We start from the raw sequence: 13,090 nt of genomic DNA, 5'->3' as shown, positions 1-13,090 counted from the left end.
AAAAACACGCCCAATTGGCGCGGGATGGAGCAGTCCGGTAGCTCGTCAGGCTCATAACCTGAAGGTCGTAGGTTCAAATCCTACTCCCGCAACCAACGATTTCTGCGAAAGCAGATTTTCCAAAGCCTCGGCCTCCGAGAGGAAGTCGGGGTTTTGCTTTCCGGCTGCAAAGCGCAGGATCGCCCCCAGGTCGCCGCGCAGGACGATGGAGAGTTCGCCGTTCTCGGGCACGAGGGTGATTTCATCGACCAGTGACCGAAGCACGTCGACGGCGGCGCCACGATCTTCCTCGGATTGCAGGTTCTCGCAGAGCTTCGCGATCCGATCCTGATACATCCGTGCCATGTTCGGGTGCAGCAATGGCGGCGGCTCGTCGGCATTGTCCAAAAGCTCGGTCAACTCCACCTTCCTCGCCTCCAGCTTCTCGGCCTTGTCTTTGAGTTTCGCCGGCGGGAAGCCTTGAAGAATGGCGTCGACCATCTTGTCGAGCTCTCGGTCAACCCTCTCGCGTTCGCTCCTCCAGCCGGCCAGGTCGGCTCCGCGCTCGATCCGGAGCCGGTTTACCTCGCGCGTGAACTCGGCACAGAATTCATTGAAGAGTTCCGGCGACATGAGATGCTTCCGAAGGCCACTCAAGATTGACGCCTCCAAGGCATCCCGACGAATGTTCAGACGGTTATCGCATGTTCCCTTGTTCCGTGACGCTGCGCAGCCAAGCAGGTCTTTCGAGATCAGGGAGTACCCGCCACCGCAGCACCCGCACTTGACGAGGCCGGCGAAAAGGTGTTTCGGCCGCCGTCTATCGTTCATAGGATTGCTGCCTGTCGGCGACGTATCAAACGACAGGCTTTTTTGTCTTCTCTTCACCGCGTCCCAGAGATCCTGGTCCACAATCCGAAGGTCCGGGACCTCCTGGACAACCCACTCGCTTTCCGGGTTCGGGCGGGAGACGCGCTTGCCGGTGTCGGGATCCTTCATGTATCGCAGACGGTTCCAGACCAGCCGCCCGATGTAGAGCTCGTTGTTGAGAATGCCCGTCCCTCGTTTCGGATTGCCGTGGATCGTCGACGGCCCCCATTCCTTGCCCTGCGGTCCGGAAATGCCCTCCCGGTTCAAGGTCATTGCGATCGTCCGCGATGATTGTCCGGACAAGTAATCCCTGAAGATGCGCCGAACGACGTTTGCTTCGGCTGGGTTGATCTCCCGCTCGCCCCGATCGTCCGGATCGGCCGTGCGAATGACGTCATACCCATAACAAAGCCCACCACCGGAGCGACCCTTCTCCACGCGCCCGCGGAGACCGCGCCGGGTCTTGTCGGCTAGATCCTTGAGGAAGAGTGCGCCCATCGTTCCCTTGAGACCGATGTGCAATTCGCTGACCTCACCTTCGGACAGCGTCACGATACTCACACCTGCAAAGCGCATCCGCTTGTAGAGCCCGGCGATGTCCTCCTGGTCCCGAGAGAGACGATCCAGCGACTCCGCGAGGATCACTTCGAAACGGCCCTTCAGCGCATCCGAGATCAGTTCCTGAACGCCGGGCCGAAGCAAGGACGCCCCGGAAATCGCGCGATCCGTGTAGCTGTCGATGATCGTCCAGCCTTCCCGCTCCGCGCGTGCGCGGCAGATGCGTAGCTGGTCCTCGATCGACGCATCACGTTGGTTGTCAGATGAATACCGAACGTAAAGCGCTGCCTTCATGCGATAGCCCCCTTAATCGCGGAGGCGAGCCCGTGCATGCCGCCTGTTCTCTGTCTCAATGAACTCTCTCGCCGCCTGCCGCGCCAACAAGCGAACAAGGTTGACCAGTCGCGGGTCATCGCCAGAAGGCGTGAGGCGCGCGATGTTGTTCTCAGCCGCTCCGCTTTCCCGAGATGAGTCCTGGGCGTCTCTTGAGGCGTCAGCCCCCGGCCTGCTTTTCTGGTCCCTTTCCATAAGCACCAGCCTGCCAGAGGCTGGCACACGTACGAAGGAAAAAGCCTATGCATCATAGCGGGTTGGAGGTCGGGCGCGCGCATACTCGCGTAGTCTGGCGCATTGATGGCTGCTACAGCGTCGCGCAAATCGGCGGCCCGGAATCCGGAGATACTGCGCTGTTCTATGCGAATTCTCACCATTTCGGGGCCCTTAGCTGTGGCGGAGTCCGAAGACCGTTGCCTAAACGAAGTCTGCCATAGGCTGCCCGAATCGCGCAACGCGGGTGTGCTTGCGGCGCGGGAAGCCGCCACTGGACCGGTGAAAGAGCAAGAGACTGGAGGGGGTGCCGTGACGGGTTGAAGGCTGGAGGAGAGGCTTCCGGCGCCCGTCGCGGAGGTTTCCCAATGAACACCGAAATTATCGATGCCGGGGGTGTTATCAGCGGCGGCTACAAGGTGGATGTGTCACGCGGCGAGCATGTGGACCGCGTGTCGTCCGAGTGGTTCGCACGGCCTGATGACGAGCGGTTCCTGTCGCTCGACGATCTCTTTGCCTCGGTCAAGGGCCGGGCGGAGCTGAGCCGGACGCGCACGGTGGACAGTGCGGCGATCCGGGTCGAGGCGCATCGCGACGACCCGGAGAAACTGAGCCTTGTCCTGCCGGGCACGGATGAGATCATCGCGCCGACGCATTGGAGCTTCGGCCAGCTCTCGAGCCTCGTCGGTGCGCCCGCGGCCTATCTGCGGCAACTGCCCGCGCCGCTGGCGGGGATCAACCTACAGTACGGCCTGACCAACCACCGGGCCGAGCAAATCAAAACGATGGAAGTTGCAGATGGCCGCACGGAACTGCGCGCCGTCACCGGCCCCGACTATGGCCGGATCTACGACCATGAACTGGTCTCCGCCGTGCAGCGCATCGCGGGCAACGGCACCGGCGACACGCGCTGGAAGGTGCCCGGCGTGCTCGACTGGTCGACCGGCATCTACAACCCGCGCGTGGACGTGACGAAGGAGACAACGACGCTCTATGCCTCCGACCGCGACGTGTTCCTGTTCCTCGTCGATGACCTGAACCCGATCGAGGCGGGGCTGCTGCCCGACGGCTCGCCAGACCTCTACTTCCGCGGGTTCTATTGCTGGAACTCGGAGGTGGGTGCCAAGACGCTTGGCATCGCCAGCTTCTACCTGCGCGCGGTCTGCCAGAACCGCAACCTCTGGGGCGTCGAGGATTTCCAGGAGATCACGATCCGGCACTCGAAATACGCCGCCTCCCGCTTCGCTCACGAGGTCGCCCCGGCGCTGAGCCGCTTCGCCGAGTCCTCGCCCGCACCCTTCATCGACGGCATCCGCGCGGCGCGGGAGAAGATCGTTGCGCGCTCGGACGAGGACCGTCAGGACTTCCTCCGGAAACGCGGGTTCTCGAAGGCGGAGACGGGGCGGATTGTCGAGACGGTTCTGGCCGAGGAAGGCCGCCCGCCCGAGAGCGTCTTCGACTTCGTGCAGGGCATCACGGCGGTCGCCCGGTCGAAGCCGCAGCAGGATGCGCGGCTGGTGATGGAGGGCAAGGCGAAGGCGTTGCTGGAGAAGGTGGTGTAGTTTGTTTCTCTCTCTCGGAGGTGGTCGCGGCCACTTCCTTCGCGACACAGCGACAAAGTCTATTTTGAATAACCCTTCTTGCCTCCGCCGCGACCCACGTGTTGTCCCGCCTATATCACCCAGCTGGTCGCACCAAACTGGTCGCACCCGCTAGGAGCGCCGCGTTCAGACCATCGACCGCCCGCGCTCCCTCCCAACGACGCCAGCCAGCCGCAGCGTCGAAGCCGCGAGCGCGCACGAGGCCGAGAAGGCGATGAAGCAAGGTCCAGATAGATGGCAGGATCGCCCGAAACTGGTCCTCAAGCTATTGGGAATTATTGGAAACTCTGTCACGGACGTCCTCGGCCGTACATCCGCACTCTGGGCGGGGCGGAAGATCTACAAACGAGAGTTCGTTGGTCAGGAAGTTGAATTCTCCTCGGCGGTTCCACATGGCTGGACGGAGCCTGTCAGACTTGACCGCAAGACGTAGGACTTCAGATGCCGCCAACGACGAGGTTATTCCAGTGAGCGGGGAGAGACTTCCCAGATTGCGCTTCGGGCGCCACAGTCTTCGCACACCTTGCAGAGACTCGTCTTCGAGTTCATCCAGTGTGATCCGCGAACAGTTGATGCACGCAGACACACCGGGACTGACCGTCATTCCAATCAGGCTCAGGTGAAGGTTGTACCCGCCTGCGATGACATATGGGACGCGTCGATCCTGACAGTATTCGTTGATCCATTCACTCGTGAGGTCCACCGACGGCTCGTCGGCGCAATTTACAATCACGTCTGGTCTTGCCTCGGAAAGCAAAGCGCGGAGTCCGTCTGCATCGCATACATTCTCGTTGACTCTCCGAACCCGAACCCGCTGTGATATCCGATGTAGGGCGGATGAGATGGCCTTGACCTTTGGTTGACCAATGTCCTCGTGAAGGAAGATCGAGCGGTTAAGGTTGGACTCCTCCACTTGATCGCCGTCAATCACGATGAAGTTTTCGAGGCCGGAATGAGCAAGCTGCACTGCAGTCCAGCTACCCACGGCACCACAGCCCAGAATGGCAACCCTTGTTGAGCGGAGCCTTTCAAAGGCAGCAAACAGTTCTGCGGCAGGAAAGTAGTCTCCAAGAAAATTCAGGACGCGGTAGTGCTCCGTGGCGTCAACAGCGTCTCGAACCGCCCTCGGTTCAACGGCGCACCGCTCGTGCAGAACTTCCATGAGATGCGATACTAGTGACACCGAAGCTCCGTGCACCTCGCAGATCTCCTCAAGGCGCTGGCTGCCATCAAGCCCCCTGATGACATCGGCGATTTCTGATCTCAGCCGAAATCGCATGGATCTGCGCGTAGAAGACTGAAAGAACTCAAAGATCCCATCGCCGACCGGAATCAAGGAGACGGAAGGTCGCAATAACCAACGTGACCCGGGTGAGAATTCAATCTGCACGTGCCTGCAGCCTTTCAAAGTCGCCGCAGGTCGGGCATTCAGGATTTCTTTCTACCTTGAAACTGTCGATACTGTATTGATCGAACAGGAACTCACCTCGGCCTTGCTCGACGTCCCCACCATTTTCCGAAAGGAGCCGAACGATCTTCAGGACCGCGGCCGAGGCGGCAAATGCCGACAATGACGGCAGGCCACCGAAGCCACGACGGCGATCAACGATGGGATGGGAGATTGGTTTCCAACCGCGCAATGTCTCTTCAAAGTGCATTGCATAGCAGTCGGAGCAAGGTGTTTGGCCGGGAACAATTATCTCGCTGAGACTTGCGAGGTGAGCGTCAAAACCACCGGCAACCAGCAGGGGCAGACCCTTCTCCACACAGTATCTCGATAGCTTTATGCTTGTTGCGCCTATGTATGGCTCGTCCGCAGTGTTTATGATCAGGTCTGTATCCGCTCCGATGAGTTCTTCGACGTTCGTGTCTATGTCGAGGGGGGATTGTATGGCGCGTGTTTCTGGCTCGAGCGCTTGGCTATGAACGAATCTCTCGGCAACCAAAGCCTTTGGTTCGCCGATCAGTAGGTGATCGAAAATTGCATTTCGTGTGCGATCGGCGGGCTTCAATGTCTTTGGATCAACAAGGATGAAGCGCTGGAAGCCGATCTGAACAAGCTCTCTGAGAATCCAACTGCCGACCGCGCCAATACCAATCAGTGCGATCCGGCAGTTCATTATTCTCTTTAGGAGGGCCGTGGCCGCAGCTTCGGACTCTTCAATGTCGAGAAAGAAATTCAGCTGTCGAGAATAACGCTCAACTTGTTCAGGGCAGAAAGCATTATGCATCCAATCCTTCCGGACAAGGATCCCCTTTCCATAAAGATATTGAATGAAGTCAACAAATGACGAAGGGTGCTTGCTGTCCAGCCTGGATGCCTGTGCTTTATACCGTGCATCCAGCTCCATGACTGACGCGGAGCCGTCTAGCCACTCGAGGCACTCAATCAAAAGCGGCGTCACCTTGAGGCGTAGCCGCTTCCTCGTTGACAGAAAGACGAAGTGAACGACGTCATCTGGGGAAATATAGACATCCACCCCGTCCCTGAGCCAGAGACGAAGCGATCCGAATTGGTCATCGTCCCCGCAGATCAATACTGGATCTGACCGCCTCGTACATCGAGAAACTTGGCCCAGTCTTGATCGCTCGCGACAAAGGTCGCGTCTGCGCTGCAGGTGCGCGTGCAGCAGTCCGAGCGCCCGCCAGAACATTCCTTCGTGTACGCGGCTGCGTTCGTCATGCCCTCGGACGCTTCGATTTCTTCAAAGCCATGGTTTTCAAAGGTGTACTTGCTCGTCATCAAAGGCACTCCAGAGTCGGGTTGTAGAACATGGTAGACACTACTTTTGACTGACATGTCGGTCAATTGGCACCGGGATGAGGTTAGGGAGCAATCGACGCCAAGCGTACGGCAAAGGTCGGGTTGTCCGCTCTGCAGACGCTCGTACCGCCAACATTGGGCAGGTGCGTCGATAGAGTAAGAGGTGGGCCGGGTTTTCCGTGACGGGTTTGGAGGTCGGGAGAGAGGCTCCCGGCTGGCCTGTCGCGGAGAATCCCGATGACCAAGCAACAGAAGATCACCCTCAGCGCCTCGCGCGACATTCCCTTCAACAAGCTGATGCTCAGCCAGTCGAACGTGCGCCACGTCAAGGCGGGCGTGTCGATCGAGGAACTGGCCGAGGACATCGCGCGGCGGACGCTGCTCAGCTCCATTACCGTTCGGCCCGTGCTGGATGAGAGCGGCGCCGAGACCGGCATGTACACGATCCCGGCGGGCGGGCGGCGATTCCGGGCGCTCGAACTGCTCGTCAAGCAGAAGCGCATGAACAAGACAGCACTTGTCCCCTGCATCGTCCGCACCGACGGGCTCGCCGAGGAAGACAGCCTCGCCGAGAACGTCCAGCGCGCGCCGCTGCATCCGCTCGACCAGTTCCGCGCCTTCCAGGCGATGCGCGAGAAAGGTCGCACCGAGGAGGAGATCGCCGCGGCCTTCTTCGTCTCGGCCAGCGTGGTCAAACAGCGGCTGAAGCTCGCCGCCGTCGCGCCGTCGCTGCTCGACGCCTATGCCGAGGAGGAGATGACGCTCGACCAGCTCATGGCCTTCACGGTCAATCCCGATCACGCGCGGCAAGAGCAGGTCTGGGAGGCGTTGCAGCGGCACTATTCGCGGCAGCCCTACGAGATCCGCCGCATGCTGACCGAGGATGCGGTTCGGGCCTCGGACAAGCGGGCTCAGTTCGTCGGACTCGACGATTACGTCAAGGCCGGGGGCGAAATCCTGCGCGACCTGTTCCAGCAAGACGACGGCGGCTGGCTGCAGGATGCCGCCCTTCTCGACGTCATGGTGCGCGAGAAACTGGCGGAGGAAGCCGAGGCGTTGCGTGCCGAGGGCTGGAAATGGGTCGAGGTCGATACCGAGTTCCCCTATGGCCACACTTTCGGGATGCGCCGGGTTCATGGCGAAGCGGTGCCGATGAGCGACGAGGAGGCCGCCAGTTATCAGGCACTGAAGGCCGAATACGACGCGCTGGAGGCCGAGCATGCGGAGGCCGACGAGTTGCCCGACGACGTCGATACCCGGCTGGGCGAGATCGAGGAGGCGATGGAGGCCCTCGAGGCACGTCCGATCCGGTACGAGGCCGACGACCTTGCGCTGGCCGGAGCCTTCGTCAGCATCGACAGTTCCGGGCGACTGCGGGTCGAGCGGGGCTATGTGCGGCCCGAAGATGAGCCGGTCGAGGAGGCGGAGGACACCGGCGAAGCCGCACCGGAAGCAGTGCCGGACGAGGACGCTGATGATACCGTCGCGTCCACTACGGACGAGGAGGAAGAGGACGACGGCCTGAAACCGCTCTCCGACCGCCTCGTCATGGAACTGACGGCCCATCGGACCCTGGCGCTGCGCAACGCACTGGCCCAGGACCCGCAGGTCGCCTTCCTCGCGGCCCTGCACGCGATGGTCCTGCGGCTCTTCTATCGCTACGCCATCGACAGCTGCGTCGAGATCGAACCGCGCAACGCGGGGTTCGGATCGCAGGTGCCGGGCCTCGGCGACACGGGTTACGCGCAGGCCATCGACCAGCGTCACGAGACCTGGGCACGGAACCTGCCGAAAGCGCCAGAAGACCTCTGGGAGGCCCTGACCGAGTTCGACAGCTGCAGCCGCGAGGCGCTCTTCGCCCATTGCGTGGCGATGAGCGTCAATGCCGTCCACGACCCCTACCAGCGCCGACCGCGCGCCATCGCGCATGCGGATGTGCTGGCCGGGACCGTCGGGCTCGACATGGCCAAGGCGGGCTGGACGGCCACGGGTGACAGCTACCTCTGCCGCGTGACCAAGGCGCGCATCCTGGAGGCCGTGCGCGAGGCGAAAGGCGAAGACGCCGCTGACCGGATCGCCAGGCTGAAGAAGGCCGAGATGGTGACGGCAGCAGAGGACCTGCTCGTCGGCGCCGGCTGGCTGCCCGAACCTCTGCGCACGCCGCCGTTGCCGGAAGAGGACGCGCCTGAGATCGAACTGATCGACGAGGCGGACCGCTCCGACGATGACCCTTCGGAAGACGATCCCGACAGCAGCGAAGCGCAATCGGCGGAAGACGGCGGCGAACCGGCTATCGGAGTCTCCGACCCGATGGAGGAAGATGATCCCGTCGCCGGTGACGCCTTCGCCAAGACAGCCGCCGAGTGACCTACGAGCAGCACAAGACCTTCCCCCAAGGTCCAAAGTCAGGGGCCCGTCAGTCATGGCGGGCCCCTGATTGCGTCCAACCCTCTTGGAGACCGCCATGACGAGCCCCGCCACCGAGCTTTCGCGCCAGCTTTCCCAGAACGCCGAAACGGTGTGCCGGCACTATCTGTCGAACGGCCGGAAGCAGGGTCATTACTGGCTGGTGGGAGACGTTCATAACACACCGGGCCGATCCATGTTCGTTCGGCTGTCCGGGCCACTGTCCGGCAACCGTGCCGCTGGAAAATGGACCGACGCAGCCACGGGACAGCATGGCGACCTGCTCGATGTCATCCGTGAAAGCTGCGGCTTGGTCGACTTCAAGGACGTTGCCGATGAGGCCCGACGCTTCTTGAGCCTGCCCTTACCTGATCCAACCCGACAGCATTCTCCACATTCACAGCCCCCAGCTGCCACCGGATCCCAGGAGGCGGCACGACGCCTGTTCGCAATGGCTGTGCCGATCCGCGGCACTCCGGTAGAAACCTATCTGCGCAGGCGCGGCATCGGAGCGTTTGACCAAATGCCAAGCCTGCGGTTCCATCCCGCCTGCTATTATCGGCCCGAAGGCAGCGGGCCGATCGCGCGGCTTCCGGCCATGCTCGCCGCCATCACCGATCTCGAGGGCCGTCATACCGGCACCCATCGCACCTGGCTGCGGCCGGACGGGAGCGCCAAGGCCGATGTCGACACACCGCGGCGCGCGATGGGCACTTTGCTCGGGAATGGCGTGCGGTTCGGCGCGCCCGCAGACGTGCTCATCGCGGGCGAGGGGATCGAGACGGTTCTTTCCGTGCGCTCGGCCCTGCCCGAAATACCCGCCCTTGCGGCTCTGTCGTCGGGACACCTGGCCGCCATCCGGTTTCCCGCTGGCCTGCGGCGGCTCTACGTCTTGCGCGACCGTGATCCGGCGGGCGCGGCAGCAAGGGATCGACTGAAGGCGCGTGCAGCCGAGACCGGGATCGAGGCGGTGACTCTCACGCCGCGACTGGGCGACTTCAACGATGATCTCCGGCGCTATGGTCTTGCAGCCTTGCAAGCGCGGTTGCGGCTTCATTTCCACGTCGACGACGCCGCGCGGTTCGTGCCGGTGTGACAGGGCGGCAATCGGGCTGGCGCTGTACGGCTCACAGCATCGTTTTCGCAGGGGCATCCCGCGCGCGGTTCCCATTCACGGGAAAGGCCGGCGCGCACGGCCTTCTCAGAGGGCAGGAGGCCCACAGGCGGCACGGCCCGGCAATGGCCGCGCTCCGGCTATTTTCCGCCGCGCCCCGTTGGGGCGCTTTGCATCGCGAGGCAAAATAGCCGGGCTTGGCCATCAAGGCCCTCCAGAAATGCTCGGGCTGCCCGGCCGCCCCGCCCGTGGGCGCGTTCCTGCCACGAAGGCCGCGTGTGGCGCGCGGCTCCCCCGAGGAAGGACCCCGCAGATGACCCTCGATCCCGAAACCGATGCCCACGAGCCGCATCACAGCACGTCCTCGACCGCCCATGTCCTGACTGAACTCCAGCTCTACGGCTGGCGCCCATACGAGGATGAACCCGATCCGCGCCCCTTGCCAGAGGGCGACCAGATCGCCGGAGCCATCGCCGATATCCTCGACGCCCTTGTCGCGACGCTGGGTGAAACGCGCCTAGAGCCCGATCTCGACGAACTGCTCTGGGGCGCGGTCAACCTCTTCCATCGCGCGCTGGCGCGGGCCGAACGTGAACTCGACGACAACGAACAGGCGCAGCGCCGCCTGCAGCGGGAACAGGACGGCTCCGAAGTCAAATCCCTCGAACTCGAACGCCTCGTGGCCGAGGGGCAGAGCATGGTCGAACGACGCACGGCGCTGGAACTCTTTCGCGACCTCGCCGCCGAGGGCTTCGAGCATCACCTCGGCAAGCCCTGGCATCCCCGGACCGGCTCACGGGTCAGCCATCGCAACCTGACTGCCGCGATGATCGACAGCCGGGATTTCCTTGCCGCCCGGCGGCGGGCCGAGGCGCAACTGCTTCTGCCCGAAGGCCCCAAGGTGGCTATCACCGGCGGGGCGGACTTCAACGATCACCGCCTGATCTGGGCGCGGCTCGACCGGGTCCATGCCAAGCACCCGGACATGGTGCTGCTCCACGGCGGGTCACCCAAGGGTGCAGAACTCATCGCGTCCCGCTGGGCCGATCACCGTAAGGTGCCGCAAGTCGCCTTCCGGCCCGACTGGACGAAGCACGGCCGCTCGGCCCCGTTCAAGCGCAACGACGCGATGCTGGACGTCCTGCCGATCGGGGTGTTGGTCTTCCCCGGCACCGGGATCCAAGAGAACCTTGCCGACAAGGCCCGCAAGCTGGGTATCCCGGTCCTCAAGCATGACAGCGGCGCGTAAGCGCCGCCCTTTCTCTGAAGCGACTCTTGTCTCACAGCGTCGGAACACGAACAGATCCGCAACGTCGAAGAACGAACGCTTGACCGAGATCATCGTCTTGTCTTCCGTAAAGCTATGAAGGACATTGCAAGTCGACTCCCATCGCGAAGAAGGCGACAAGAAGGACGCCGGAAACGCCACGCGTCTTCGTCGGTGAACCGGATACATCCTGAAAAAAAATCAAAGTGTCTTCGGTCGAAGATTTGTCAAAACTCGAAGATCCTGTTCTGCATGACGAAAGAGAAGTCATGACTGTTCATTTGACGGCGCGAATTGCTTGGCATGACAACGGTTGGGACGGCCGCATTTGCGAACATCCAGAACTGAACAGTTACTGTGTAGGATGCCAGTCCTACCCTGGCGATGTTATTGCCCGCGAGCGGCAAATTACTCAGGAAATTGCAAATGCTGGAAGGCCGATCTCAGATTTAAAAAGCTCTGAGTTGCCGCCCTGCGTCTATAGTGCCAATGCATTCGGGCCAGACACAATACGTGGATATTCAAACCCACCCGACTTCTTTTTCGACGGCGCTAGCCGTTCGGAATGGGACATTCCTCCAGCAACAACATGTGTATGGCCATACGAGGCTATGTATAGCGAGGATGTCTACGAGAACGGGAAGCTGGACAACAACCGGCGCTCCGAGAACGCCGACGCATTCTTCGAAAGCATTGAAGCTGTGAACAGCTTGATCTTTTACTATGCGAACTACTCCAACCCCTTCAGCGAGGAAGAAAATCCTCGCTATGTGCTGGTCGGAGTTTCGCGGGTCAAGAACGTCTCCGATCGCCTGCTTTACGACGACGTGAGCGATGACATCAGCGAGAGATTTGCAGGAGGGATGATTTGGGGACGCAACGTGACCTCACTATACCCCGACGAAGGGTTGCGTCTCCCATATCATCTTTATCGAGATGACCCCGAGGCGCTCAATAAATTTGTGATCTATCCGGACAATCCGCGGACTTGCAAGTATGGCGCTCGACTTCTGACCAACGATGACGCTATTGGACTGCTTGAGCAATTTCTCGGCTCCATCCGAGAGTTAAAGGCGCTCGGCGATGAAAGCGAGAACTGGTCGAGCGAGAGCGCTGGATTCTTGGTTGCATTGCCGAGCTTTGGAACAAGCGCGGTTTGTACCCCGGTCTACTCAACGTCATGCGGTTTCTTGGAGCCGATCAGGCAACCGACCATGCTCGGCGTCTCATGGCAGAAGGTAAGTCAAAAGAAGCGCACAAGCTCTTCTTTGACGCTGTGGATCACAATGTCGAGGTGGCGCCCTATGGCCTCATGGGAAAGCCGCTGTCCAAGCTGGCAAGGCAGTGGTTGCTGAAGCCGGACGATGCTAGGACCCTGCTCAGGGACGTGCTGCCACGGCTCGATCTGACTCTCGATCAGATCGAAAGGATTGTCAGCGAAGACGAACGCTTGCGGGCAGAGCATGGGCTGACGGGCGATTGCAGTGCCCCGGCGGAAAACCCCTACGTTCTCTCGGAGCGATATGTCGGCGATAGCCCCGACGACACCATTCCATGGGGGACGATTGATCGTGGGGTGCTGCCTTCGCCGGAACTTGGAGGCGAGCCTCTCGCGGACATGGAGTATGACGATGCGAGGCGCTTTCGGGCGCTTTGCGTGGAGCAGTTGAAAAGAGAGCCGAACCAGACCTTCAGGGCTGCCGACGGCATTCTTGCAGAAGTGAATGCGCGCCTGCAGAAGCTTCCCGAATGGAAGTCGGCACACTTCACGGCAAGATATTTCGAGGTCGATCGCGCAACGCTTGAAGAAGCGCTGGTGTTGCGTGAGGAAGAAAACAGACTTTGGCTCTATCTGCAGGACGTCTATGACGATGAGAGAGACATTGAAGACGCACTAGGTCATGTTGACAAATGGCGGATCCAGAGACGGATCGACGTGATGTCAATGAAGCCGAGGAAGCTTTCCGCCGTCTTGTCGTAGCGGG

Annotated in this window: 9 protein-coding genes, 1 tRNA gene and 2 pseudogenes; 7 read left to right on the top strand and 5 right to left on the bottom strand. The window is 61.3% G+C overall.

The window, feature by feature from the left end:
- Nucleotides 1-18 precede the first annotated feature (18 nt).
- Nucleotides 19-95: transfer RNA gene (locus BMX29_RS18505), tRNA-Met, on the top strand.
- A gap of 199 nt (nucleotides 96-294) precedes the next feature.
- A complete protein-coding gene (locus BMX29_RS19825; RefSeq protein WP_342342403.1) occupies nucleotides 295-642 on the top strand; it encodes a hypothetical protein in 348 nt (115 codons plus the stop codon).
- A 42-nt stretch (nucleotides 643-684) separates the two neighbouring features.
- Here the strand turns inward: BMX29_RS19825 and BMX29_RS19820 are convergent.
- A pseudogene (locus tag BMX29_RS19820) lies at nucleotides 685-1,701 on the bottom strand (recombinase family protein); the annotation flags it as partial.
- A 620-nt stretch (nucleotides 1,702-2,321) separates the two neighbouring features.
- On the opposite strand from BMX29_RS19820, the gene BMX29_RS18490 reads away from it, so the two are divergent.
- On the top strand, nucleotides 2,322-3,515 hold the full coding sequence (locus BMX29_RS18490; RefSeq protein WP_092815891.1) for a DUF932 domain-containing protein: 1,194 nt from the start codon (nucleotides 2,322-2,324) through the stop codon (nucleotides 3,513-3,515).
- A 304-nt stretch (nucleotides 3,516-3,819) separates the two neighbouring features.
- On the opposite strand, the gene BMX29_RS18485 is transcribed toward BMX29_RS18490, so the two are convergent.
- From BMX29_RS18485 to BMX29_RS19380, 3 genes are all read right to left on the bottom strand, one after another.
- The gene (locus BMX29_RS18485; protein WP_092815888.1) at nucleotides 3,820-4,833 is read right to left on the bottom strand and encodes a HesA/MoeB/ThiF family protein; all 1,014 of its coding nucleotides are present in this window, start codon (nucleotides 4,831-4,833) and stop codon (nucleotides 3,820-3,822) included.
- 100 nt (nucleotides 4,834-4,933) lie between these two features.
- On the bottom strand, nucleotides 4,934-5,905 hold the full coding sequence (locus BMX29_RS18480) for a HesA/MoeB/ThiF family protein (protein WP_175471246.1): 972 nt from the start codon (nucleotides 5,903-5,905) through the stop codon (nucleotides 4,934-4,936).
- 182 nt (nucleotides 5,906-6,087) lie between these two features.
- On the bottom strand, nucleotides 6,088-6,297 hold the full coding sequence (locus BMX29_RS19380) for a hypothetical protein (protein WP_175471244.1): 210 nt from the start codon (nucleotides 6,295-6,297) through the stop codon (nucleotides 6,088-6,090).
- 258 nt (nucleotides 6,298-6,555) lie between these two features.
- On the opposite strand from BMX29_RS19380, the gene BMX29_RS18475 reads away from it, so the two are divergent.
- The 4 genes from BMX29_RS18475 to BMX29_RS19020 all read left to right on the top strand — a co-directional run bounded on the left by BMX29_RS18475 (nucleotide 6,556) and on the right by BMX29_RS19020 (nucleotide 12,460).
- The gene (locus BMX29_RS18475; RefSeq protein ID WP_092815882.1) at nucleotides 6,556-8,685 is read left to right on the top strand and encodes a ParB/RepB/Spo0J family partition protein; all 2,130 of its coding nucleotides are present in this window, start codon (nucleotides 6,556-6,558) and stop codon (nucleotides 8,683-8,685) included.
- Nucleotides 8,686-8,782: 97 nt separating this feature from the next.
- Complete coding sequence (locus BMX29_RS18470; protein ID WP_092815880.1) at nucleotides 8,783-9,820, top strand: DUF7146 domain-containing protein; 1,038 nt, start codon at nucleotides 8,783-8,785, stop codon at nucleotides 9,818-9,820.
- Nucleotides 9,821-10,151: 331 nt separating this feature from the next.
- The gene (locus tag BMX29_RS18465) at nucleotides 10,152-11,087 is read left to right on the top strand and encodes a DUF2493 domain-containing protein (RefSeq protein ID WP_092815877.1); all 936 of its coding nucleotides are present in this window, start codon (nucleotides 10,152-10,154) and stop codon (nucleotides 11,085-11,087) included.
- Between the two features lie 224 nt (nucleotides 11,088-11,311).
- Nucleotides 11,312-12,460 carry a hypothetical protein gene (locus tag BMX29_RS19020; RefSeq protein ID WP_139197117.1) on the top strand — a complete coding sequence of 383 codons (1,149 nt, stop codon included), beginning with the start codon at nucleotides 11,312-11,314 and terminating at the stop codon, nucleotides 12,458-12,460.
- A gap of 544 nt (nucleotides 12,461-13,004) precedes the next feature.
- Here the strand turns inward: BMX29_RS19020 and BMX29_RS19015 are convergent.
- Nucleotides 13,005-13,090, bottom strand: a pseudogene (locus tag BMX29_RS19015) (IS5/IS1182 family transposase); the annotation flags it as partial.

It is taken from the genome of Roseivivax marinus (assembly GCF_900109705.1).
Taxonomy (GTDB): domain Bacteria; phylum Pseudomonadota; class Alphaproteobacteria; order Rhodobacterales; family Rhodobacteraceae; genus Roseivivax; species Roseivivax marinus.
Note: the sequence above shows the minus strand (reverse complement) of the source record. Positions and strands in the feature narration are given on the sequence as shown.